Annotated in this window: 21 protein-coding genes; 5 read left to right on the top strand and 16 right to left on the bottom strand. The window is 57.7% G+C overall.

Going from position 1 to position 22,972, the window contains the following annotated elements:
* Positions 1–9: 9 nt before the first annotated feature.
* The 5 genes from L1P08_RS14810 to L1P08_RS14830 are packed head-to-tail and all read right to left on the bottom strand — an operon-like array spanning position 10 to position 5,333.
* Positions 10–924 (bottom strand): SMP-30/gluconolactonase/LRE family protein, encoded by a 915-nt coding sequence (locus tag L1P08_RS14810; protein WP_303617761.1) that lies wholly within the window; start codon positions 922–924, stop codon positions 10–12.
* On the bottom strand, positions 921–1,910 hold the full coding sequence (locus L1P08_RS14815; RefSeq protein ID WP_303617762.1) for an ABC transporter permease: 990 nt from the start codon (positions 1,908–1,910) through the stop codon (positions 921–923). The genes L1P08_RS14810 and L1P08_RS14815 overlap by 4 nt, the downstream gene beginning before the upstream one ends.
* Positions 1,907–2,833, bottom strand: a complete 927-nt coding sequence (locus tag L1P08_RS14820) for an ABC transporter permease (RefSeq protein ID WP_303617763.1) — start codon at positions 2,831–2,833, stop codon at positions 1,907–1,909. The genes L1P08_RS14815 and L1P08_RS14820 overlap by 4 nt, the downstream gene beginning before the upstream one ends.
* Positions 2,830–4,317 carry a sugar ABC transporter ATP-binding protein gene (locus tag L1P08_RS14825; protein WP_303617764.1) on the bottom strand — a complete coding sequence of 496 codons (1,488 nt, stop codon included), beginning with the start codon at positions 4,315–4,317 and terminating at the stop codon, positions 2,830–2,832. Before L1P08_RS14825 ends, L1P08_RS14820 begins: the two co-directional genes overlap by 4 nt.
* Positions 4,318–4,319: 2 nt before the next feature.
* On the bottom strand, positions 4,320–5,333 hold the full coding sequence (locus L1P08_RS14830) for an ABC transporter substrate-binding protein (protein ID WP_303617765.1): 1,014 nt from the start codon (positions 5,331–5,333) through the stop codon (positions 4,320–4,322).
* A gap of 214 nt (positions 5,334–5,547) precedes the next feature.
* On the opposite strand from L1P08_RS14830, the gene L1P08_RS14835 reads away from it, so the two are divergent.
* Entirely contained in the window at positions 5,548–6,738 is a 1,191-nt protein-coding gene (locus tag L1P08_RS14835; RefSeq protein ID WP_303617766.1) for a sensor histidine kinase, read from the top strand.
* Entirely contained in the window at positions 6,735–7,463 is a 729-nt protein-coding gene (locus tag L1P08_RS14840) for a response regulator transcription factor (protein WP_303617767.1), read from the top strand. The genes L1P08_RS14835 and L1P08_RS14840 overlap by 4 nt, the downstream gene beginning before the upstream one ends.
* Positions 7,464–7,487: 24 nt before the next feature.
* Here L1P08_RS14840 and L1P08_RS14845 read toward each other — a convergent pair whose 3' ends face one another.
* The 6 genes from L1P08_RS14845 to L1P08_RS14870 form a co-directional block, all read right to left on the bottom strand.
* Positions 7,488–7,946: a MaoC family dehydratase gene (locus tag L1P08_RS14845; protein WP_303617768.1), complete on the bottom strand. Its 459-nt coding sequence runs from the start codon at positions 7,944–7,946 to the stop codon at positions 7,488–7,490.
* Positions 7,946–9,121 carry an acetyl-CoA C-acyltransferase gene (locus L1P08_RS14850; RefSeq protein ID WP_303617769.1) on the bottom strand — a complete coding sequence of 392 codons (1,176 nt, stop codon included), beginning with the start codon at positions 9,119–9,121 and terminating at the stop codon, positions 7,946–7,948. The genes L1P08_RS14845 and L1P08_RS14850 overlap by 1 nt, the downstream gene beginning before the upstream one ends.
* Positions 9,122–9,123: 2 nt before the next feature.
* Positions 9,124–10,041 (bottom strand): SDR family NAD(P)-dependent oxidoreductase, encoded by a 918-nt coding sequence (locus L1P08_RS14855; protein WP_303617770.1) that lies wholly within the window; start codon positions 10,039–10,041, stop codon positions 9,124–9,126.
* Positions 10,042–10,107: 66 nt separating this feature from the next.
* Positions 10,108–12,039: a TRAP transporter large permease gene (locus L1P08_RS14860; protein WP_303617771.1), complete on the bottom strand. Its 1,932-nt coding sequence runs from the start codon at positions 12,037–12,039 to the stop codon at positions 10,108–10,110.
* 87 nt (positions 12,040–12,126) lie between these two features.
* The gene (locus L1P08_RS14865) at positions 12,127–13,146 is read right to left on the bottom strand and encodes a TRAP transporter substrate-binding protein (protein WP_303617772.1); all 1,020 of its coding nucleotides are present in this window, start codon (positions 13,144–13,146) and stop codon (positions 12,127–12,129) included.
* Between the two features lie 149 nt (positions 13,147–13,295).
* The gene (locus tag L1P08_RS14870) at positions 13,296–14,243 is read right to left on the bottom strand and encodes a LysR family transcriptional regulator (RefSeq protein WP_303617773.1); all 948 of its coding nucleotides are present in this window, start codon (positions 14,241–14,243) and stop codon (positions 13,296–13,298) included.
* A gap of 165 nt (positions 14,244–14,408) precedes the next feature.
* Between L1P08_RS14870 and L1P08_RS14875 the strand changes: the two genes are divergently transcribed.
* Both L1P08_RS14875 and L1P08_RS14880 read left to right on the top strand, forming a co-directional pair.
* A complete protein-coding gene (locus L1P08_RS14875) occupies positions 14,409–15,524 on the top strand; it encodes an amidohydrolase family protein (protein ID WP_303617774.1) in 1,116 nt (371 codons plus the stop codon).
* Between the two features lie 14 nt (positions 15,525–15,538).
* The gene (locus tag L1P08_RS14880) at positions 15,539–16,807 is read left to right on the top strand and encodes a CaiB/BaiF CoA transferase family protein (protein WP_303617775.1); all 1,269 of its coding nucleotides are present in this window, start codon (positions 15,539–15,541) and stop codon (positions 16,805–16,807) included.
* Positions 16,808–16,908: 101 nt separating this feature from the next.
* On the opposite strand, the gene L1P08_RS14885 is transcribed toward L1P08_RS14880, so the two are convergent.
* The 3 genes from L1P08_RS14885 to L1P08_RS14895 are packed head-to-tail and all read right to left on the bottom strand — an operon-like array spanning position 16,909 to position 19,886.
* On the bottom strand, positions 16,909–17,874 hold the full coding sequence (locus L1P08_RS14885; RefSeq protein ID WP_303617776.1) for a Bug family tripartite tricarboxylate transporter substrate binding protein: 966 nt from the start codon (positions 17,872–17,874) through the stop codon (positions 16,909–16,911).
* A gap of 28 nt (positions 17,875–17,902) precedes the next feature.
* Positions 17,903–19,435, bottom strand: a complete 1,533-nt coding sequence (locus tag L1P08_RS14890; RefSeq protein WP_303617777.1) for a tripartite tricarboxylate transporter permease — start codon at positions 19,433–19,435, stop codon at positions 17,903–17,905.
* 7 nt (positions 19,436–19,442) lie between these two features.
* On the bottom strand, positions 19,443–19,886 hold the full coding sequence (locus L1P08_RS14895; protein WP_303617778.1) for a tripartite tricarboxylate transporter TctB family protein: 444 nt from the start codon (positions 19,884–19,886) through the stop codon (positions 19,443–19,445).
* Between the two features lie 142 nt (positions 19,887–20,028).
* Here L1P08_RS14895 and L1P08_RS14900 point away from each other — a divergent pair, with 142 nt between their 5' ends.
* Complete coding sequence (locus tag L1P08_RS14900) at positions 20,029–20,967, top strand: LysR family transcriptional regulator (protein WP_303617779.1); 939 nt, start codon at positions 20,029–20,031, stop codon at positions 20,965–20,967.
* A 61-nt stretch (positions 20,968–21,028) separates the two neighbouring features.
* Here the strand turns inward: L1P08_RS14900 and L1P08_RS14905 are convergent, their stop codons facing one another.
* Together L1P08_RS14905 and L1P08_RS14910 are read right to left on the bottom strand one after the other, a co-directional pair.
* Positions 21,029–21,910 carry an aldose 1-epimerase gene (locus L1P08_RS14905; protein WP_303617780.1) on the bottom strand — a complete coding sequence of 294 codons (882 nt, stop codon included), beginning with the start codon at positions 21,908–21,910 and terminating at the stop codon, positions 21,029–21,031.
* Entirely contained in the window at positions 21,907–22,971 is a 1,065-nt protein-coding gene (locus tag L1P08_RS14910) for a zinc-dependent alcohol dehydrogenase family protein (protein WP_303617781.1), read from the bottom strand. Before L1P08_RS14910 ends, L1P08_RS14905 begins: the two co-directional genes overlap by 4 nt.
* Between the last annotated feature and the right edge of the window lies 1 nt (position 22,972).

Below are 22,972 nucleotides of genomic sequence, written 5' to 3' on the forward strand. Positions count from 1 at the left end.
GGAAAGGACCTAGCGCCCGTTTGCCGAGGTGGTGTTGACGTGCAGGGAATAGACGCTGGTTGTGGCGGTGATGAACATCATGTTGTTGCGGGCACCGCCAAATGTGAGGTTTGAGACCGTTTCGGGCACAAGGATTTTGCCCAGCAGTTTGCCCTCTGGCGAAAAGCAGTGAACGCCATCTTCCGCCGATGTCCAGACATTGCCATGGGTGTCGACACGCATGCCATCGGGAAGGCCGGGATCGATTTTGGCGAAATCACGTTCATTGGCCAGTGTGCCATCGTCTGCAACGTCAAATACCTGGATGACGCGGGGTGTTTGCGCGTTGTGGCTGGCACCAGACTCGGCCACATATAGCCGGGATTCGTCAGGCGAAAATGCAAGACCATTCGGTTGTGTGAAACCGGCTGCAACACTGGTGATTTCGCCTGTGTCTGGCTGAAGGCGGAACACGTTGCGGGCGGGCTGATCAGGGGTGGTTTTATAGCCTTCGTAATCGCTGAGAATGCCGTAAGTGGGGTCGGTGAACCAGATTGTTCCATCCGATTTTACAACCACGTCATTTGGCGAGTTGAGCGGCTTGCCGGCGAAAGCGCTGGCCAACGTGGTTATTGTTCCATCATGTTCGGTGCGGGTGAGAGAGCGGGTGCCATGCTGACAGGAAAGCAACCGGCCCTCGGGGTCCCTTGTGTGTCCGTTCGCGTAGTGGGACTGATCGCGAAAAACCGAGACCGACCCGTCGGGCAACCAGCGGTAGATGCGCGCAGCCGGAATGTCGGAAAACAAAAGGCAGTTATGGGCGGGAAACCAGACGGGGCCTTCGGTCCAGAAATGATTGCGCGATAGTTGCCGCAGTTTCACATTGGAGAGAACGAGGCCGAGAAATGCCTCATCGATAATCTCGTATTGGTCGAATGCGCTCACGCCGCATATCCTTTTTTGCTGGCCAGAACGACAACGGCAACGATGATAATGCCGGTTGAAATCAACCGAACGCCGGCACCAAGCCCATAGGAATTGAGCATCGACACGATCAGGAACATGAACATCGATGCGCCCCAGATACCGGGCACATTGGAGTTGCCCCCCGCAATGGACGATCCACCGATAACCACCACGGCGATGGACATCAGCATGTACTCGGCGCCCATATTGAGATTGGCACCGCCCGAAAAGCTCGCGAGCAGAAAGCCGGCGATGGCGGCGAGAATTGCGGACGATGCGTAGACACCAAGGCGGACCGCGTTGACCGGTACGCTGCTGAGACGTGCGGCACGCATGTTCTGGCCTATTGCGGAAATCCAGCGGCCTGCGATGGCGCGTTCAAGCACAAACCAGGCAATAATCGCTAGAATGATGGCGGCTATGGCAACGTTGGGAATGCCGAGAAAGCCGGAGGTGCTGAAATCGGCCAGGAGCTCGGGCGGTTTGATGCGCAAGCCGCGGTTCGACCAGATAGCCAGAGACTGGAACAGGAAGGAGGAGGACAGCGTGGCAATGATCGGCGGGATGCGCAAAAGCAAAATCAGGATGAAATTGAACAGGCCGCAGGCAAGCCCGACGCCCAGTGCGATCAGAATTCCGGGCACAACGAGCGCGTTGTTGGTTTCCATGAATTTAAGCGCGAGCGTTGCGGCGAGAGTCATGGTTGCGGGGATGGACAGATCAATATTGCCCGGGCCGAGCGTGACAACAAACATCTGACCGATACCAACGATTGCAGCGAAGGAGGCAAAGGTGAGGGCGGCATAGAGCAGGGAGGCCGCACCGGCACCGCCGGAAATCAGTGTGGTGGCGACGAAAGCGCAGGCGGCAGCCAGATAACCCCATATCCAGGGTTTGGAGATGATTGTCCTGAGCGCGGATTGAATTGCATTCGGCTTTTGTGCCGCTGTCTGTTCTGGGGTCATGATAACACCCTTTTGCGCGTGAAGAGGAGGCGCACAGCCAAAACGAGGATGAGGATTGCGCCCTGGGCGCCAATCTGCCAGTCCGGCGACAGGCGCAGGAATGACAGGAAGCTGGCGGCGAGGGTGAGGGTTAGTGCCCCGATTACCGCGCCGACGGGTGACACCTTGCCGCCGGTGAATTCACCGCCGCCGAGAATAACGCCTGCAATCGAGAGCAGCGTGTAGCGCAAGGCGATATTAGCGTCGGCCGCCGTGGTCAGGCCCACAAGGGTCATGCCGGCCAGAACGCCGAACAGGCCGGCAAGGCCATAGGCGGTTGCCTTGAGCCTGACCACTGACCAGCCGGCGCGCTCCATCGCCCGTTCATTGCCGCCGACGCCACGCAGCAATACGCCGAGCGCCGAGCGCTTGATCAGCAGATGTGTTACCAGCCCGATCAGCAGGGCGGCGATAATGGCCATGGGCAGGAAAGGCGGCTTGATGGTCATCAGGTCTCTTATCCATCCCGGGGCGGCACCGCCGGGGGAGGGCAGCAAGAGCACTGCAAGGCCGCCCCAGACAAATGACATGCCAAGGGTCACAACGATTGCAGGCAGGCCGCGCAGATGAATGATGGTGCCCATGGCCGCATAGGCGAGCACGGAAATGGCAAGGATGGAATATCCGATAAGGGGAGTGTCATTGACCAGTGTGGCGGTGACACAGGCGCAGAAGCTGACAAAGGTGCCGATCGACAAATCGATATCATTGACCATGATGATCATCATCTGGGCAATGGTGGCCAGCGCCACGGGAATGGCCAGATTGAACAGAAGGTTCAACCCGAAATAGCTCATGGCGCGCGGTTGCAGGTAGAAGACGGCCGCAAGCAGCACGGCGAGCGAGAGAACGGGTAAAAGTATGCGCAAATGTTCGCGGTTCATTGCGTTGCTTCCTGCATTTCAAAAGAGGCGCGCAGAATATTCTCCTCGGTGATGGCGTCGCCGCTCAACTCAGCGGATATCATCCCGTCACGGAATACGAACACACGGTCGCATTCATGCACTTCGTCTGTTTCGGTGGAGTACCAGAGGAACGTTCGCCCGTTCTGCGCTTCGTCGCGGATCATTTTGTAGACTTCGCGCTTGGTGCCCACATCGACGCCGCGCATGGGGTCATCCATGACGATAATCGGAGCACTCGAGGCCAGAGCCTTGGCAAAGAGTACTTTTTGCTGATTGCCACCGGACAGGGAGAGGATGGGATTTGTCAGATCATCACTTTTGATCTGGATCTTTTCCTTCCAGTCCCTGGCGATGCGGCGCTCCCGGGCAAAGTCGATCAGCCCGTTTTTGCCAAATTCGGCAAGGGTTGCGAGGCTAAGATTCTTCATAATCGACCAAAGTGGCATGACGCCATCCCGGGCCCGGTCCCCGGCAACAAAGGCAACAGCGGGGTGTTTCGCGCCGCGCCATTCCGAGGTTTTTTGCAGATAGAATTCGGCAAGAGCTTCCGCCTGGCCATGTCCGGCCAGCCCTGCAAGCCCGATGATTTCGCCCTTTCGTGCGGCAAGCCCACTTGGCAGCCTGACGATTTCTTCGCCGAACACATGTTCGCCGTTGGCGGCACGGGTTGTCTGGCTGGCAGGCACGACGTGGCCCATGGCCCCCACGAGCAGATCCCGGGTGAATTCGCCTGCCGGACGGTTTTCCACGATGCGGCCGTCTTTCATGACGACGATGCGGGTTGCGACCTCGAATATCTCACCAAGCATGTGGGTGATGAAAATGACGGCGCCGCCCTCGGCGCAGAATTTCTTGATGTGGGTCAGCAATTGATGGGCGATGGAGGCGTCGAGTGAGGAGGTCGGCTCGTCGAGAATGACGAGGTTCGCCTCAGCTTCGCGATCTGAAAACGCAATGGCGATTTCTACCATTTGCCGTTCTGCAATCGACAGGTCTCCGACAATGGTACGTGCATCGATGCCGTGATTGGGGAAGACCATGTCAAGAGCGGCCATGACCTGGGTGGCGGCATTCTTGCGCCAGCTCCGCAGCGGCATGGTTTTGTAAGGTATGCGCAGATTTTCCAGAACTGTGAGGTTCGGGCAGAGGGACAGTTCCTGAAAGACGCTGCGGATACCCGCAAGGCGGGCACGCGCGTCGTTTCGCAGATTTTTTTGTGTATCCATCTGATGGGCGTAGTTCACGGCGCCGCCGGTCGGTGCCAATCGTCCATTGATCACGTTGACCAATGTGGATTTTCCCGCGCCATTGTGGCCGACCAGGCCCACGCATTCACCGGGACGTATCGTCAGCGAAGCCTCGATAAGGGCGTGAACAGGGCCAAACGATTTGCTGGCACCATCCAGAGAAACGACCGGCGCTACGAGAGCGCCGGAGGTTTTGCTTTGGTTTTGCGTTGCCATTTTTACTGGGCAGCAGCGATGACAGCTTTGGCATCGTCAAGTGAATACTCAACGTTTGCAACCGAGCCTGTCGGGGTCGTCTCAAGAGCTTCTTCCAGACCATCCTGTTCAACAACGAGGAATGGTACGGTCAATTCCTTGGGGACATCAGCGCCATCAAGAATCTGCTGTGCAACCCAGAAGGCGAGGGTGCTGACGCCGGGGGCGATTGAAAGTGACTTGGTTTCGTAACCATTGTCAGCCTTTTGCTCGGCCCACCATTGCAGCTCGTCCTGACGGTTGCCCATAACGATGGTCGGCATGTCGCGATCAGTTGCGGCAAATGCCTGAGCCGCGCCATAGCCGTCGCCGCCCTGGGTTACGACCGCAATGATTTCAGGCAGGCTGGGCAGAATGCCGGCAACAGCCTTTTGCGAGACGTCCTGAGCCCAGTCGCCATGAACCGAACCCACGATCTTGAAGTTCGAGTTTGCGGCTTCTTCATGGATGCCAGCGCTGATTTCGTCGTCCACGAAAACACCGGCCAGGCCGCGGATTTCGAGGATGTTGCCGCCATCGGGATAGCGTCCAGCCAGATATTTGATCTGGTCACGGCCCATCTGGCGGAAATCAACTGCGATGCGCCATGCGCAAGGCTCGGTAACGATGCCGTCAAATGAGACGACCATGATGCCCGCATCGCAGGCTTCTTTCACCGCGCCATTGATGGCGGTTGGGGATGCGGCGTTGATCACGATCGCATCATAGCCCTGCAGGATCATGTTCTGGATCTGGGCCGCCTGTTCGGTGGCCTGGTTTTCAGATGTCGTGAACGCGTCAGCTGCAGCCACAGTTTTATCGTCGACGGCCGGGCCGGTGATCTTCGCCCAGCTTTCAAGCATTGCCTGACGCCAGGAATTGCCGGCGTAGTTATTGGAAAGTGCGATACGTGCGCCCGATGTTTCTGCCATCGCTGTGCCTGACACAGCAATTGCCAGCCCGGCGACAGTGCCGAGCAATATTGCTTTCATAGTCATAATATTCCTCCCTTGAAGCGGATTTTCCGCTTCATCTCCCAGTCATCCACCGATCAGATGGTGTGTGATTGTCAAACGTAAGTCCATCAACAGTAAAGGGTGAATCACGCATCACGTTTGCGGGTTCCCGCATGCGAGGTGCGGGTTTCCGCATGACGGGGTTGGTCATCAAGGCTACAGTTCACGGGTCACATTTCACCGGGCCAGAATGACCATGGCAGATCTCGCCTATTATCTTAGAATTTCCAACCATCTGGCGGGCAACCTCGACATCCGCTCGGCCTTGCGCTCGGTGAAAACCGAGATCGAACAAATTTTGCCGCTGGACCATTTGGACGTTTGCCTGATCGATGAAGACCGCAAGTGGAACACCAGTTACGAGGTGGGCATGCGCACCAGCTGGAGCAGCAGGCGGTCGCATATTGATGAATCGCCGGTTCGCGACATTTTGAGCGGTGTATGTGAGACCATGATAACCGGCGATGCGACAGCTGACCCGCGTTACATATTTGAAGGTTCGGCGAGCGAACCCATTTTGCGGCACCACCTGCGCAGTCGCGTCAATGTATCGATGAAGGTGCTGGGCCGTACAATCGGTTCGCTCAATTGTTCGTCGCAAATTGCCAATATTTACGACGAGAACACAATTTTGCAGGTGAGAAATCTTGCGGATGTGCTGGCACCCTATTTTTATGCCTTGCGTGCAACGGAAAGCGCCAAGCGCGAGGCGGTTATTCGCACTGAAGTGCAGGCGCGGGAGGAAGGCTTGCGCCTTGGCGCGCTCAGCCTGACAGAGGCGCTGGAAGCCGAGCGGCAGCGCATCGGCATGGATTTGCATGACCAGACATTGGCGGATCTGACGCGGATTGCGCGCGACTTGAATGCCGCATCCAGCCGGGCGGAAATCCGTGCGCTGCAAATCCGCATGCAGGATTGCATCCAGGGGTTGCGCGAAATTATCGACACGTCCATTCCGTCATTGCTTGAGCTGTTTGGGTTTCAGCATGCGGTGCGCATGCATCTTGAGCGGGCGCTGGGCACGAAGCCGCATATCAAGATACAGGTGTCCGACAATTCAAATGGCGCTTTTGATGCCCTGCCGGAGACGACGCGCACCGCGTTATTCCGCATCGCGCAGGAGGCGATCAATAATGCGGTGCAACACGCTGATGCCAGCATGATTAGCGTGTTGATTGCCGATGATGCCGGTTACTGGATGGAAATCCGGGATGACGGGAATGCCAAGATATCCCACGAGCACCCAAGAACGACTGGCGGGTTAACGCATATGCGTACGCGGGCGCGCCTGATTGCGGCGAATTTTGAGATCGCCAATGAGAACGGCACCGTCGTGCGCGTTCAATTGCCGCGTAGAAATGTCGAGATGACAGAGGCAGCCAAATGAAAATATTGCTGGTTGAAGACGATGCGGTGCATGTGAACTATCTCAAGGAGATCGTGCATGCAGCCCTGCCGGACGCGACCGAAATTCTTGTCGCCTCTAATGGGCGCGAGGGTGAAATCAAGGCGCGTGAATTCAAGGTGCAGGCCATTGTCATGGACCTGAGAATGAAGGAGCGTAACGGAATTGAGGCGGCACGCACGATCTGGTCTGAACGGCCGGACACGCGGATATTGTTCTGGTCCAATTATTCCGATGAAGCCTATTTGCGGGGCATCGCCAGAATCGTGCCGAAAGAGGCAGCCTATGGCTATCTGTTGAAGACGGCGAGCGAGGCGCGGATGCAACTGGCTTTGCGCTCGGTGCTGGTTGAATCGCAGATTGTGGTGGATCGCGAGATACATCACATCCAGCAAGGCAACCGGTCGGGCGCGGCGCTTAATGAAATGGAAGCGGCGATCCTGATGGATCTGGCGATGGGACTGCCCGACAAAACGATTGCCGTGCGGCGGCGACTATCGTTGCGCACTGTGCAGAACAGGCTGCTATCGATTTATGAGAAGTTGAGTGTCAGCGACCTCGAGCTTGATCGTGAGGACATCCAGTTGAACAAGCGGGTGCGCGCGGTCACCAAAGCGATAACTTCTCATGTCATCAATATAGAGGGCATTGAGGCTGCCGAGAAGGAGACCAGGGTCTGGCTGGAAGCTGTTTCGCGAACTTCCTAGCTATTGGGTGACGCAACGCTGTGACTATGCAAACAGCAAAATGACCCATTGGGCAACAAGTGCGGGCTTTTCCTGGCCTTTGATTTCTACCGTTGTGTCAAATGTTGCACGCCATTGTCCTGGTTGCCGTTCAGTCACTGACTTGAGTGTGAAGCGTGCCCCTACCTGGGCTCCGTTTTTGACAGGCGTGAGAAAACGCAGGCTATCGAGGCCATAATTCATCGACATGGTTGTGCCGTCGAGTGCCCCAAGAGCCTCTTCAAACATTGCCGAGAGGAGTGAGAGCACCAGGAAACCATGAGCAATAGTGCCGCCAAAAGGGGAATTTGCGGCGCGTACTGGATCGGTGTGGATGTACTGAAAATCTTTGGTGACCTCGGCGAAATCCGAAATTTGCTGTTGCTGGATTTCGTGCCATTCGGAAACGCCGACTTCCTGGCCGACATGGTTTGCAAGCGTGGCAAGGGTCAAATGGGCTGCCATCAGTGGAACACCTCAAACAACCCGGCAGCGCCCATGCCGCCGCCGACGCACATAGTGACCACAACAAGTTTGACGCCGCGGCGACGTCCTTCCATGAGAGCATGGCCCACCATGCGCGCACCCGACATGCCATAGGGATGGCCAATAGAGATCGCGCCGCCATTTACGTTGAGACGGCTGCTCGGAATGCCTAGCCTGTCCTGACAATAGAGGACCTGCACGGCAAAGGCCTCGTTCAGTTCCCAGAGCCCGATATCGCCGATCTCCAGGTCGAAGCGCCGAAGCAATTGGGGCACGGCGTAGACAGGCCCAATGCCCATTTCATCGGGCCGGGTGCCGGCAACGGCCATGCCGATATACCGGCCAAGCGGGGTCAGGCCGCGCCGTTCTGCCGTGCGGGCCTCCATGATGACACTGGCGGCGGCTCCATCGGAAAGCTGGCTGGCATTGCCTGCTGTGATGACGCCGTGCTGGCGTACAGGCTTAAGCGCGGCCAGTCCCTCGGTTGTGGTGTCGGGCCGATTGCCTTCGTCCGCTGTCAGGGTGACCTCTTTGTCCGTGGTCTCACCGGTTTGTTTGTCGGTCACTTTCATGGTGGCCGTGACGGGGATGATTTCCTCCGCATAGAGCCCTGCGTTTTGTGCGTCTGTCGTCTTTTTCTGTGATTGCAGCGCATATTCGTCCTGACGACGGCGGCTGATGCGATAGCGGTCTGCAACGACTTCGGCGGTGTCGATCATCGGGATGTATGTGTCGGGCTGCATTTCAAGCAGGTCGGAGTCCATCTCCACTCGCAGTGCGTCCGTCTGCACCATGGAAATGGACTCCACGCCGCCCGCGAGAACAATGTCCATGCGGTCGACGATTACTTGTTTGGCGGCGGTAGCAATGGCCATCAAACCGGATGCGCACTGACGGTCCATGGTCATGCCGGGCACAGTGACAGGGAGGCCCGCCCGCAACAGCGCGGTGCGGCCGATCGTGTGCTGGAAACCCTGGGGCAGCGCGGCACCCATAACGCAATCATTTATTTCGTGGCCTTCCAGCCCGGCGCGGGCGATTGCCGCCTTGATGGCATGGGAGGCGAGGGTTGGGGCCGGGGTGTTGTTGAATGCGCCACGATAGGCTTTGCCGATGGGCGTCCGGGCCGTTGAGACAATAACAGCGTCGCGCATATTCAGGCACCTTCCGCCGTCTTAAAGCCCGCCTTGGCAAGCTCATGGGCAATCTGGTCCCATCCCCTGGTGGGGATCTGTTGTCTATCTGTGCCGGTCAGTTCGGCGAGGTTTGCCAATATGTTTTCGGCGGGCGAGTTACTGTCGTCTGGTGCAAGGCCTTGGGTCAGGGTGATGTGCGCGGCCTCGAAACTGCCGGCGCCGGCGCATATGGTGGTCTTGGTCGGGGCCGCATCAGAAGCCATTGCGATGACGGCGGGGCTGACCAGATCCGGCGCCAGCGCGGCGAGTTGGTCTGCGGGCAAGAGCCCCTCGAGCATGCGGGTAGCAGCGCTTGGTGCCAGGCAATTGACCCGGATATTATATTTTTCGCCTTCGATGGCGAGGGTATTCATGAGGCCCACGAGCGCCATTTTGGCCGCGCCGTAATTGGCCTGACCAAAATTGCCGTAAAGTCCGGAAGAGGATGTGGTGAAGATAATGCGCCCGTAATTTCGTTCGCGCATGCCCTGCCAAACCGCCTTGGCACAATTGACTGATCCCATGACATGGACCTCGAATACGGCGCGGAAATCGTCGATTTCCATTTTTGCGAAGGATTTGTCGCGCAAGATGCCGGCATTGGCGACGAGGATGTCGACACCGCCCCAGAGGCCTGTTGCATGATCAACCATATCGGTTATGGCGTCGAAATCGGTGACCGATGCGCTGTTGGCGATGGCTTCGCCCCCCTTGGCCTTGATCTCCTCGACAACTTTTGCAGCAGCTGACAGCGAGCCGCCAGTGCCATCCACCCCGCCCCCCAGATCGTTGACCACAACCCTTGCACCGTGCGCTGCCAGCGCCAATGCATGTTCACGCCCCAGGCCGCCCCCCGCGCCGGTGACGATTGCCACTTTGCCACTGAGATCTATTGCCACGTTCAATACTCCACTTATTGCTGCGCCCAGACGGCGCGACTTCCAACCCCGACCTTGCCCTGGTGCCTACATCAACGAGGGCAGAAACAGCGCTATTCCGGGGAAGACAACGATGAGGCCGATAAGGATCAGATAGGCGATCCAGAACGGCAGAATTCCTTTGAAAATGTCGTACATGGGCACATCCTTGGCCAAGGCAGAGATGGCAAAGACGTTGACCCCGATCGGCGGGGTGACGACACCCAGCTCCACCATGATGACGACAAGTACTCCGAACCAGACCGGATCAAACCCGGCGCTCATGGCGATGGGATAGAAGAGCGGTACTGTGAGCACCAGTGCGGGCAGAGCGTTCATGAACATGCCAATCACCATGTAGAAAAGCAGGATGGCGATGATGATCTGGTATTTGCCCAATTGCATGCCGATCACGAGGTCGGCCAGTTGCTGGGTCAGTCCGCTGATGGCGATGAAGCGGCTGAAAATCATGGCGAACATGAAAATGAGGATGATCCCCGCGGTGAGGCGCAAGGTCTGGGTGATGGATTGCCAGAGGGTCTGAAGTGTGAGGCGGCGCATGACGAGGGCGATGGTGAGCGCGCCGAACACGCCAAGGCCCGCAGCTTCATTTGGCGTTGTCAGCCCTGCATAAATGCCGCCAAGCACCAACAACATGAGCAGGATGATTGGCCATGTGCTTTTGCTCGCTTCGAACCTTTCGGCCCAGCTGCTTTTTTCGCCGCGAGGTGCCAGAGCCGGGTTGAGTGTGGCGCGCAGCGTGATCAACCCGATGAGGATAATGGCGAACAAGGCGCCCGGCAAAATACCGGCCATGAAGAGTTTGCCGATGGAGACCTCGGTGATCATGCCGTAAATGATGAAAGCGATGCTAGGCGGGATCATGACGCCTATGGTCGCCGCACAGGCGACGGAGGCGGTGGCCAGTTTCATGTCATAGCCATAGGCGCGCATTTGCGGCAGGGCGATGGAACCCATGCTGTAGACGCCCGAGAGTGTGTCGCCAACGATCGAGGATAGTCCGGCACAGGCGACGGTGCTTGCCGAGGCCAGCCCGCCCGGTGCGTGGCCGATCCAGCGATAGGCCGCCTTGTACAGTTCGCCGGCAAATCCTGAGGCGACAACAATCAGCCCCATCCAGGTGAAGAGAGGGACAACACTCCATGTCTGGTCACTGACCACGCTGATCGCGGTCGTGCCGAGGCTGGTCAGGCTGGCGGCTGGCGTGATCAGCAGGCTGACACCCATGACGGCGGCGACGGCCATGGCGGCTGCGACATGAACGCCCAGGAAAATCAGGGCAAAACAAAGCGTAATGCTCAAAAGGCCCAAGACATCCCGGGAGAGCCATGTCTGAAGGCTGTCCGGATTGAAACAGAGAAAAGTTACGCCAGCTGTGAGCAGTACCCAAAGGGCCAACACGGCCAGGGCGCGGGCGTTTTCCAGTTCAAATACCTCAGCCAATGCCTCAGCCAGGTTGGCAAGGAGCGCGATGGCCATGAAGATCAGAAACAGGGCGGCTGCAAGAAAGAAAGGCCATTGGGGCAATTCCAGGACGCCGGTAACAATGCCGTTGCTGTGCTGGTAGAGGGCCTGGTGAATGACCCTTGTGGCGGTCACTGCAACAATCATCAGTGTCAGCATGAGCCCACCGGCAATTGTGGGGCGCCGGATTGCCTCGGGCAGGGCGCGCAACACCAGGTCGACCTGGATATGATTGCGTTCGACTTCCACCACGCCAACGGCGCATAGCGTGACGAGTATGGTCATCAGGCCGGTTATTTCGAGGCTGCCGGGAATGACGAGTGAAAAGCCGTTGCGCAGAACCACATCCCCAACCGTGATCGCCACCATCAGGATAATCGCGGCCGCCCCGGCATAAATCGACAGTCGGCCGGGCCATTCCAGCCCGCGTCTGATTAAGACGGCAAGGCCTGCCATGCTCAGTGATAAGGGATTGCCAGCCAACACCTTTTCCATGGTCGGGTGTGTGCCTCCATAACGGGAAGAAAAAGGAAGTGTCGCGCCAGCCTTACATGCTGGCGCGACAGATTGGTGGGGCTGGTGTCAGTTCTGGTCGTAAAGCTTCATCAAGCGTACGGCTTCATCAAGGACTTCCTGTCCCGGCAGTCCGGCGGCGTCCGCCTTTTGCACCCATTCGGCCCAGTGTGGCTGCATCTGTTCGGTCAGCGCCGCCTGATCTTCTGCGCTGAGCGAGATGATGTTTTCGGGCGGAATTGTGGAAGTGGCCGCAGCAGCGCTGTCGGTGGTATTGTACAGGAAGTACATCGGCACGAGGTCGGCCAGATGTGCCTTCTCATCGTCAGTCAGCAGATCATATGTATTTTTGTTCATCACCGAGGAATAGGTTCCAGGGTTCAGGTTGAGCAGGGTGTGGTAGCTGGTGACCTCGTTGAGCTTGAAGTTGTTGACCCAGCCCCATGCGGCCAGCACGCCATCAATTGCACCACGTTGCAAGCTCAGATAGGCGTCCGAACCAACCATGAGGGTGGCGCTGGCACCAAGCTCCTGCAGCACTTTCACGCCGGCGGCGTCCTGTGCCCCGAAGACCTTGCCTTTAAGATCGGCGAGCGTGCGCAGTGGTTCCTTGGAGTGCAGATGGGCACCCATGGCGACGAAGGTGGCAATTTCGACCACGTTGTCCTCAGGCTTGAAGAGCGCGCCCATTTCAGGAAATTTTTCTCGCAGCCGCCAGTAAACCGTGGAAGCGATGGTCTGGTTGGGTGAAAGGCCGGGCAGGCCGAACAGGTCCATTTGAACAAACTTGCCCTGAAGGGCTGGGTGCCAGACAAAGCCGAGGTCCAGAACGCCTGATCCGGTGGCTTGTAGCCAGTCTCCGAATGGGGTGACGGAATTGGGCGGGAAGAAACGCACTTCAGCCCGGCCATCGGTGATGTCTTCAATATGTTTGGCGAAACGACGGTCCATATCGTTCCACGACGTGCCGTCCGGCGATGCGAACTGCATCTTGAGTTCGATTTCGGCGGCGCCTGCCAGGCTTGTTGCCTGAAGGCAAAATGCCGTCGCCAAGGCGATTGCCGCTTTTGTCAGTTTCCGGTAACCCATGTCTTGTCTCCCCGTCCTTGCGAGATATCATAGGGAGCAGTTCCGGATGTATTTCCGCCTCCACATGTCCTCTTGTGGCGCGGCAGGACCCTCCCTTCCTCCAGTGCGAAAATCTAATGGTGTCCTTCAATCAGGAATACTTATTTCTTCTAAACAGATCTGTTAGTATTGCTTAAGGCAGGATCAACGATGCGATGCCACTCCTCCTCGCAGCGTTTTAACTCCTGAAGGAAATAGGAATAGAGGATTTGCGCGGGACGGGAGAGGGGCTGGCTTACCTGGTGAATCAGGCCAACTTCGACGCTCAATTCGGGCGAAATAACCGGGTTCACGCTCAGCCGTCCTCCGCTGATTTCAGGCAGGCAAATCCAGAATGGCAGGATTGCAGACCAGTCCGTCTGGTTGAGAAACTCCAATCCGGCGGACAGGCTGGAGATTGAAATCCGGCGTTCCATGACGATTTCGCCATGCCGGATGGCATCATCAATCTTTGGTCTCAAACTATTGGCGGCCGAGGGCGTAAACAGTTTGAGTGGCGGCACTTCTGCGAGATTTAGCGGCTTCATGGGCAGAAAACGGCAGCGCGTTCCGGACAGGAGAGCGACCGGAAACTTGCCGATAACCTGTTCTGAAAGCCCAATTTGCGGGGCCGAATACTGCCCGACGTAAAAGTCCAGTTCGCCGGTGGCTGTGGCCGAAACCAAAGTGTCGGCGGAACCGCTCGCGATGTCTATGTCAACGCGCGGAAACTCCCGGGTGAAGCGGGCAAGCGCCTGGGGAAGGATGGATTTGGCCAACCCTGGCGCGAAGCCGGCGGAAACGGAGCCACAAAGGCCTGCATCGAAATCCTCGAGCTCGATCTCGGCTTCGGAGACGGCCTTCAATATGGCGAGGCACCGGTCATAGAACCTGCGGCCTGCTGCGGTGGGCACCACGCCACGCCGCGTCCGCTCGAGAAGGCCTGTGCGCAACCGCGCCTCAAGGGCGCTCATTTGTTGGCTGACACCGGAGGCGGTGCAGTTCAGCCTGACGGCTGCCGCACTTAAGGATCCTTCCTCGCATGCTGCCACGAAATAGCGGATCTGGCGCAGGTCCATAATGCTTGCTCTGGTTTTATAAAAGTCAAAAGCTAATGTAATGAAATTTAACTACCGATAATAGCAGTTTCAACTTTATTGTCGGAATTTGCGGGTCAGCGAGAGCATAACGAGCATACCCGCGCGCGGGATCAACCGGGTCCGGCAGGGGGAGGTAGCCGAAGCGTGACGCCACAACAGCGGGAATTCCTGGTGAAGGCCATGGGCGCGCGCACCGACTGGTGGGCGCTTCGCCCCGAGACCGCTATTGCGCCGGAATGGGAAGTGATCGATAGCCATTGCCATCTCTGGCCGGAACGCGATGTTCCCGATCCCTCGAATCCTGCCGGCGTGCTGCGCACGAGCCGTTATCTGACAGAGGAATTCCTGCGCGACACAAGGGCCGGGCACAAGGTTGCGGCATTCGTTTATGTGGAATGCGGATCGGGTCAATTTACCGACGGGCCGCAGCACCTGCGCCCGGTGGGTGAGACCGGGTTCGCACTTGAGCTTGCGCGCACACTTGACGGTGCTGCCGGGAAGCCGCTGCTGGCTGCGATTGTGGCCCACGCTGATCTTGCCCATCCGGCGTTGGACCTGGTTCTCGACGCTCATGATGCCAAGGGCAAAGGTCTGGTGCGGGCAATCCGGCATAGCGCAGCCCGGCTGGATGACCCCGATGCGCGCCTTCTGGCGGGTGCGGCCCGCCGCGACCTTTATGCTGACCCCATGTTCCGGAAGGGTGTTGCCCGGCTCGGGGAACGGGGCTTCGCGTTTGAGGCATTTCAGTTTCAATTCCAGTTGCAGGAGCTGGCCGATCTGGTTTCAGCGGTTCCGGGTACGACATTTGTCGTCAACCATTTGGGTGCGCCGGTCGGGTTTGGTCGCGGGCCGGATGCTGAAGCATCGCTGTTCGCCGAATGGGCTGCTGGTATCGACAGGCTGGCCCGTTACCCAAACGTGATCATGAAGCTTGGCGGCATGGCCTCGCCGGTGACCGAATACGATGCGCCGAAGCGCCCCGCGCCGCCATCCTCGGCCGAATTTGTCAGGGAGCGGGGCGCGTATTTTCATCATGCTATCCGCTCGTTTGGTGCCGAGCGCTGCATGTTTGAAAGCAACTTTCCGGTCGACAGTGTGTCCTTGAGCTACACCACGCTTTGGAACGCCTACAAGATTATCGCAGCTGATTACCCGACTAGACAACGCAACATGCTGCTCGCCGACACGGCGCGCAGAATATATGGCCTCGACCAGTCGCCGAGCGCGGCCAACGGGTCCTCTGTCTCAACGCAAAACTGAAGAGAACCCGGTATATGGACATGAAATCAGACTTTGGCTCCGGCGCTGGAAATCCTGTTGTTGCTCGGCCGTTCGAGGGTATTCGGGTAATTGATACATCCCATGTTCTTGCGGGGCCATTCTGCAGCTATCAACTTGCGCTGCTTGGCGCTGATGTGATCCGCATCGAGCCGCCAACCAACGGCGATATTGCCAGAAAGATGGGTTCCGACAAGGAGCTGAACAGTCATGAACTGGGGCTTGCTTTCGTTTCGCAGAACGCCAACAAACGCTCCCTCGCGGTTGACCTGAAAACACCTGAAGGCAAAGAGATTCTTTGGAAGCTGGTCGATACGGCTGATGTCTTTGTTGAAAATTATCGTCCGGGCGCGATGAAGCGGCTGGGTTTTGATGCAGATGCGGTCATGGCCCGCAAGGCTGATATTATCTATGCCTCGATGACCGGGTACGGGCAGGAGGGACCATTGTCCAGCCGTCCCGCTTATGACCATGTGGTGCAGGCGTTCTCGGGCATGATGACCGCGAACCGCACCTTGTCAGGTGAGAACCATCGCGTTGGCTTTGCTATTGTCGATTACGTCACAGGGCTTTTCGGTGCTTTTTCGGTGGCAAGTGCCCTGTTTCAACGGACCCATACGGGCCGCGGGCAAAAGATCGATGTGGCGATGCTTGATGCGGCGCTGACCATTATGGGACCGCTTCTGACGGAAGTCGCCATTACGGGCGGGCTGAACCGCCCGAACGGGACGCGGGCGTTCAGTGGCAGCCCCGTATCCGGCATTTTTGAAACAGCTGAGGGCATGCTGGCGACAACAGCCAATACAAGGGTGCAGGCGATGGCCATGCTGAAGGCTATCGGCTTGCCCGAGCTGGCGGCTGATCCCCGTCTGGAAAGCTGGGGTGACTATCCCGAACTTGGCGATGAAATTGCGCCGCTTTTACGCCAGGCCATCTTGCGGCACTCTGCGATGCATTGGGAAGATCTGCTCTCGTCAATCGGGGTGCCGGCGGCGCGCGTGCGCGACCTTCCCGAGATTTTGAAGGACCCGCATTTGCAATCACGGGAAGTGGTGTTGAAAGCCCCGCCGGTTGCCGGACTGGAGAGGCCGCTCAATGTGCCGGGTGTCGGGTTCAAAATGGCAGAAGGGGGGCAGCATATTGATCGTGCGCCGCCACGTCGGGGTGAACACACTGCCGAGATACTCAGGTCAGTGGGATTTGACGATACGCAAATCGCTGAACTTGCGGCCGATGGGGTGGTGAAGATGGCGGAGAAAAACTAACGGCCAGTGCTGCACAATGGATGATGGTTTCCGGACGGATAGGCAAAGGACCGGGAAGAGAAAAGCCGCCGCGGAACATAAGGGTCCGCGGCGGCTTTGCTTTAGTCGATCAGACCTGCGGCCTGCATGATGCCTTTGTTTTTGTTATAGGTTTCCACCATTTCAGTGGCGGCGGCATCGAGGTCATAATAGGAGATCGGGATATCGGCGGCTTCCGTGATCTTGATAAATTCAGGATTGGTTTCAGCCGCTTTGAGGGCCGTTGAAATTGTCTCAAGGATTTCACGTGGTGTGCCCTTGGGGGCCAGAATTATGGTTCTGGAATCCATGGCGAGTTCATAACCTTCCTCTTCAATCGTCGGTACATCCGGCGCTGAGGGATGGCGGAAGCTTGTCAGGGCAGAGACGGTTTTGAGTTCGTCAGGGTAACGGTAGTGAATGCCGCCGGAGAAAGCCATTACTACCTGGTTTCCCAGTAGGGCACTGATCATTTCACTGCCGCTTTGCAGCGGCACGATATTGGCATCAAGCTCGTTGGCTTTTGCGAGTTCGTCCATGTAGAGGCGCGCTTCAGGGCTCAGTGCACCATAGGCAAAGCCCGGGTTTTGCTTGGCCCAGGCGACAAACTCGGTGATGTTGTTGAAGGGGGCATCCTTGGGGGCTGCCATGCCGACCTGATAGGCTGTGATCATGCCTGCATAGTCGAAGTCCTCGGGCGTAAAGTCTACGCGCTCGACGATGAAGGGTGCGGAATTAATCACCGTATTGGAATGGAACATCAGGGTGTATCCATCCGCCGCGGCCTGTTGCAACTCGCGTGCGGCAACCGCGCCACCTGCGCCCGGCTTGTTGATGACATTGACCGGTTGGCCGAGTTGTTCTGCCAGCACCTGCGCGGCGGCGCGGGCAATCAGGTCTGTCTGCCCGCCAGCGCCATAGCCGACAAGCATATTGATTGGCTGGTTTGGATAATCTGATGCTGCAAAGGCAGGTAAGGCCAGTGTGGACATGCCCATGGCAATGCCCGCCATTGTGGCCAGTGCTCCCCGTCGAGTGAATAAAGTCATCGCTGTTCCTCCCATTTTTGCGAATAGACTAGGTTGTTGGTGGTTCTGCCGGTTCTGGTGGTCCGGCTGTAGTTTGGGTGTTGGCCTTGTCACTGCGCCCCACCCACCAGATGGTGAGCGCCGTCAGGATGATGAAAACGATCGCTAGCGGGTGATGGCCGAGATTGACGACCTTGTGATCAAGGATTTGCAGGGCTTGCCTGAAGCTGAGTTCCAGCTTGGGGCCGATGACGAAGCCGATCAGGAACGTCACGAAAGAGAAGTCGAGCTTGCGGGCAAAGAAGCCGATTACGGCAAAGAACAGCATCATGTAGATCGAAAAAACGCTGCCGGTTTCCATGTAGGCACCGATGCTGCACAAAAGAAGCACGCCGGGAATGATGAGCCTGAGAGGCACCTTGATGACTTGGGCAAATATGCTCTGCCCGATCGTGCCGACCACAAGCATGATCACGCTGGCGCAGAGCATGGCGGCATACACATCGGCGACGAGCCGGGGTTGTTGCTTGAACATCAGCGGCCCGGGGTTCAGTCCGTGCAGGATGAAGGCGGCGATCAGGATGGCGGCAATCACGCTGCCGGGAATACCCAGCGCGAACAGGGGCACCAGGCTTGCCGGCACGACGGCGTTGTCGGCGCTCTCGGCAGCTGCGACGCCTTCAATCATACCGGTGCCAAATTTTTCAGGAGTTTTGGAGGCGCGTCTGGTGGCACCATAGGAGAGAAATGAGCCAACGCTTGCACCGAGACCGGGCAGGATACCTACGACAGAGCCGATGATTGTCCCGCGTGCAATGACGGGGAGCGCGCGTCGCCATTCGGGGCCGGTGATGATCCGGTCTTCCCGTTTGGTGCTTTCCTTGATCCGCGCAGCTTCTGAATCGAGATGCTTCAGGTTGCCCGCCTGCGCCACCATTTCTGCAACGGCGAGCATGCCAATGGCCATGGGCACCAGAGAAATGCCGTCATCCAGTTCCAAGAGACCGAAGGTCAGGCGGGGAATGAAGGTTTCTGTTTCAAGGCCGACAGTGGCGAAGAATATGCCAAGGGCAGCGGCAATCAGCCCCTTGGTCAGTGACTGTCCGGACAAGCCGCCAATAAAGGTCAGCGAGAACAAAAGGATTGCGCAAAGCTCGACGGGGCCAATCAGCAAAGCGTAACTGGCCAGGGGCGCGGCCAGTACAATCAGGATCAGTGTCGAGAAAAAATCGCCGAGGACCGAAGCGTATAATCCCATTTTGAGAGCTTTTTGCGCCTTGCCCTGCCGGGCGAGGGGATAGCCGTCCAGAGCGGTGGGGGCTGATGAGGGCTCGCCCGGCGTGTTGAGCAGGATGGCCGATACGGCGCTGCCGGCCCCACTGCCTTTGGCGATGCCGATCAGCATGCCGAGCGCGGCGACGGGGCTAAGATAGAAGGTGAGGGGGATGGCAACTGCGACGCCGGTCGCCTTGCCCAGGCCAGGCAGCGCACCCAGGACATAGCCAAGCGTAACGCCCATGGTGATCCATGCCATAGTTTCGAAGTTGAGAACGTCCTGAAATCCAAGGATCAGATATTCCATCACGCCCTCAAATGATTGCCGTGCCCAGCACCTTGTAGAAAAGGAGCCAGATCGAGAGCATGAATGCTGCGGGCAAGAGAATGATGATGCTGAGCCGGCGCTCGCCGAAAACCAGAAGTGCGCCGACCATCAGGGCAAGTCCTGCGGCGAACGGCGCCACCCAGAAATACAAAACGATTGAGGCTGCGAAAACACCACCCAATTTGCCCAAAGCGGCCAACTCAGGCCAGGAGATGGGAAACCGGTCTTCAGGTGCCGCTTTTGCGCGCCAATTGTTGTATGCGAGCAGGCAGGAGAGGCCGACAACCAGTGCCATCATCATGCCCGGAACAAGCCGTGGCGACATCATGCCTGGCGGACCTTCCTCAATCTGCCAGGGAATGACTAGACCCAGCATAACAAGGCCTGACAGAGCCAATATAATGCCTGAGACGATGTTTGCACGTCGCATGAGATTCTCCCCTCGGGGGCTCTTTTGTCCCCTTCTGCCTTTCTCACACCGCAGCAGGCGGCCGGTCGCAGTGCCCCTGAACGCTAGCGTATCGTGTGAAAAGAAATAGTCAGAAGTTTCTTGAATGTGATAGGTTTTGCTTATGGCTTACTCATTGCAGCATATTGACCGCTTGCGCCTGCGTCATCTTCGTCTGCTGGCGTTGATCGACCAATATGGGTCGCTTCGGGGGGTAGGTAATATCCTCAATCTTACACAGCCTGCGGTCTCCCAGATGGTGAAGGATCTCGAATATGCTTTCGGAACCGAATTGGTGACGCGATCGGTTCGGGGGGTGGCGCTTACCGAGGCGGGGCGGCTGGCGCTTCAACGTGCCCGTTCCGGTCTTGCGACCTTCGATCATCTGGTAAAGGAGTTGCAGACCGATCAGCCCATGATCCTGCGGGTGGGCACCAATCCGGCACTGACATTTCAACTAATCCCTGATGCGTTGCGCCAGCTTCATCTGGGCGGCAAGCAAGTGCGCTTTCGCTTCCTCACCGGGATTGTGAGCGACATGATGCAGGCGCTTTGGGACGGAGAACTTGATTGCTATGTAGGCCGGGTTGACTGGGACCGCCTGCCGCACCAGATGGCATCAGCCCTCAGGCATGTGCCGTTGGCACGCACTGACCTGGTGCTTGCCTGTTCGACATCGCATCCGCTCGCAGCGCGTGGTCCTGTATCTGTTGATGAACTCGTCAAATGGCCATGGGTTCTGCCCGATGACGAGTCGAATAACCGTGTGGCTTTGGAGGCAGGGTTACGCAACCATGGTATTGCTGCGCCTCAGCCCATTGCTGAAATTGCCGCAGATCCCAATGCCTTGATGATCTTCGCCCGGCAACTAGAAGCGCTGACCTGTGTGCCGCAAATGGCTCTTGCCCGGCAAATAGAAGTTGGCGAAATGTGTGCGCTGGACGTTCCTGATCTTGTTTTGCCCCCCATCCAGATCGGGTTTGTGACCCTTGCAGAACATGTGGACATGCCGCCACTGGTGGCGCTACGTGAAGCGCTGATTTTGGGGGTGACGACCTCTTAGCCTGTTCTATGTCCAACGGCGGCTTCTGCGGTTTGTTTCAAGCTGCGGATTGGAGCGGCAGCTACAGGGCGCGCATTTGCAAGGCCATATGTGTGGTCAGTTCCTGACCCGGTTCAAGCAATACAAGTCCGCTATCTGCGAACCGCGGATGCCCGTCGGCGTCATGGGTCATGGGCTCGAAGCAGAAATAGTCATTCTTGAAACCGGGCTCAAACTCTGTGTCCGAGTGAAACAGGAAAAACCGGTTAAAATTCTCACTGCAGGTGATCGTCAGGGCGGAATTGCGCTCCGGCCATTGAATGATTGCCTCGCCGTTCCAACCGTCGAAACCGTTATTTATCCATTCATCCGGAATTGCCGCCGGCTTGGAAAAATCGAGTTTTTTTGGGATTTCCCGACGTTGGTCCGGCAGAAAGTTCTGCCTTTCGGTCCAGTATGCTTCGGCGTCCGCTCTAAGCGTTGTTTCAGGCGTCAGTGCGAAAAAAGGATGATGTCCGAGACCAAAGGGCATTGCGCGCGCGCCGGTATTGCGGACAGAAAGGACCAAGGAGAGCGTGTCGTTTTTCAGCTCAAAAACTTGTTCAGCCTTGTAGGTGTAGGTGTCGCTTTCGTGCGTGCAGGAAAGTTCCATGCTGGCAGGCGCTTTGCTGGCTTTTTGCCATTGCCGGAGCCATGCATCGCCATGCAGATAAAGCGGGTCCCAATCGGTGTTGGGGGTCAGGTGGTAGCGACGGCCATTGACCTCAAAAGCATTTCCGGCGACCCGGTTGCCAAAGGGGACGAGCGGGAACGAGCCGCATTTCAAAGTCTCTATGTTGTCAGCTGTTGCTTCTGGATAGGGACGAAAAACCGGCTGGTTCCGCCAATATCCATCAACGATGGCTCCGCCTTGCGTACTGACGCGAATGCGCCAGTCACCATTTGTGAGTGTCGTGATCGTCACGATTGGGGGCCGTCAGGTTCGACGATTACCTTGCCGCATTTGCCCTCTGCCATCAGGGCATAAGCTGCGGGGGCCTCATCAAGGGTGAACCTGTGCGTGACAATCTTGTCGGGATGCTGACCCCAGGCGACAAGATCGTCGCAACATTGTTCCATGTTGGAGAGGCTGGTGACCCAGGAGCCGATGAGGGTCCGTTGTTTGTGCATCAGGTCGTCGGAGACCTGGAATTGCACATGCCCGGTTTCGCCAAGGAATACGGTCCGGCCCCATTCAGCGGAGCCTTGCAGTGCCAACAGGCGACCGTTCGGGTTGCCGGAACAATCGATAGTGCGCGTTGCGCCTCCTTGTGTGAGTTCGCGGACCTTGGCCAAAGCATCACCATCTGCGCCCAGCGTGTGGTCCACAAGGCCAAGTTTTTCCGCTTCCTGCCGTCGCTCTGCTTGCACATCGACACCAATCACCTTGCGGGCACCTTTGCCTTTGGCCAGAAGCGCTGCGGCCAGTCCGACGGGGCCAAGACCAACGATCAGCACGGTGTCCGAGCCGGAAATCCGGGCGCGTAACACGCCTTCGTAGGCGGTGCCAACACCACAGGAGATGAAGCTTCCATCAGCGTATGACAGGCTGTCGGGCAGAGCGATCAGGTCCTTTTCATCGGCCAGAAGATATTCTGCATGTCCGCCATCGCGTTGCCAGCCATAGGCCTGGCGTTTGGGGCTGGTGCATGAGATCTGGAAACCCTTGCGGCAGTTCCGGCAGAATCCACATCCGGAGATGTGATAGACAACGGCCCGGTCTCCTTCGGTGAAGTGGCGTGTGCCGGGGCCGCATTTGACAACCTGACCGCAAGGTTCATGACCGGCAACGACATCCAGATAGGCGGTGCCCTTGGTCTTGTCGCCTTTGTGTTCATGGTAGATGTAGTGGATATCGGAGCCGCAGATTCCGCTGGCTTTCACCTTGAGCAGAACCTGGCCGATGCCTGGCTCCGGTATCGCGATCTCGCGCATGTCCACGGTGGCGTTTCCGGGCAGAAATGCACCAAGCATAGTCGTTGCCATG

Source organism: Mariluticola halotolerans, assembly GCF_021611515.1.
GTDB classification, from domain to species: domain Bacteria; phylum Pseudomonadota; class Alphaproteobacteria; order Rhizobiales; family Devosiaceae; genus Mariluticola; species Mariluticola halotolerans.

Coding starts and splice junctions, on each gene's coding strand:
- L1P08_RS14815 (WP_303617762.1), bottom strand. CDS start 1,910: ATGACCCCAGAACAGACAGCGGCACAAAAGCCGAATGCAATTCAATCC.
- L1P08_RS14820 (WP_303617763.1), bottom strand. CDS start 2,833: ATGAACCGCGAACATTTGCGCATACTTTTACCCGTTCTCTCGCTCGCC.
- L1P08_RS14825 (WP_303617764.1), bottom strand. CDS start 4,317: ATGGCAACGCAAAACCAAAGCAAAACCTCCGGCGCTCTCGTAGCGCCG.
- L1P08_RS14830 (WP_303617765.1), bottom strand. CDS start 5,333: ATGACTATGAAAGCAATATTGCTCGGCACTGTCGCCGGGCTGGCAATT.
- L1P08_RS14835 (WP_303617766.1), top strand. CDS start 5,548: ATGGCAGATCTCGCCTATTATCTTAGAATTTCCAACCATCTGGCGGGC.
- L1P08_RS14840 (WP_303617767.1), top strand. CDS start 6,735: ATGAAAATATTGCTGGTTGAAGACGATGCGGTGCATGTGAACTATCTC.
- L1P08_RS14845 (WP_303617768.1), bottom strand. CDS start 7,946: ATGGCAGCCCATTTGACCCTTGCCACGCTTGCAAACCATGTCGGCCAG.
- L1P08_RS14850 (WP_303617769.1), bottom strand. CDS start 9,121: ATGCGCGACGCTGTTATTGTCTCAACGGCCCGGACGCCCATCGGCAAA.
- L1P08_RS14860 (WP_303617771.1), bottom strand. CDS start 12,039: ATGGAAAAGGTGTTGGCTGGCAATCCCTTATCACTGAGCATGGCAGGC.
- L1P08_RS14865 (WP_303617772.1), bottom strand. CDS start 13,146: ATGGGTTACCGGAAACTGACAAAAGCGGCAATCGCCTTGGCGACGGCA.
- L1P08_RS14870 (WP_303617773.1), bottom strand. CDS start 14,243: ATGGACCTGCGCCAGATCCGCTATTTCGTGGCAGCATGCGAGGAAGGA.
- L1P08_RS14880 (WP_303617775.1), top strand. CDS start 15,539: ATGGACATGAAATCAGACTTTGGCTCCGGCGCTGGAAATCCTGTTGTT.
- L1P08_RS14885 (WP_303617776.1), bottom strand. CDS start 17,874: ATGACTTTATTCACTCGACGGGGAGCACTGGCCACAATGGCGGGCATT.
- L1P08_RS14890 (WP_303617777.1), bottom strand. CDS start 19,435: ATGGAATATCTGATCCTTGGATTTCAGGACGTTCTCAACTTCGAAACT.
- L1P08_RS14895 (WP_303617778.1), bottom strand. CDS start 19,886: ATGCGACGTGCAAACATCGTCTCAGGCATTATATTGGCTCTGTCAGGC.
- L1P08_RS14900 (WP_303617779.1), top strand. CDS start 20,029: ATGGCTTACTCATTGCAGCATATTGACCGCTTGCGCCTGCGTCATCTT.
- L1P08_RS14910 (WP_303617781.1), bottom strand. CDS start 22,971: ATGGCAACGACTATGCTTGGTGCATTTCTGCCCGGAAACGCCACCGTG.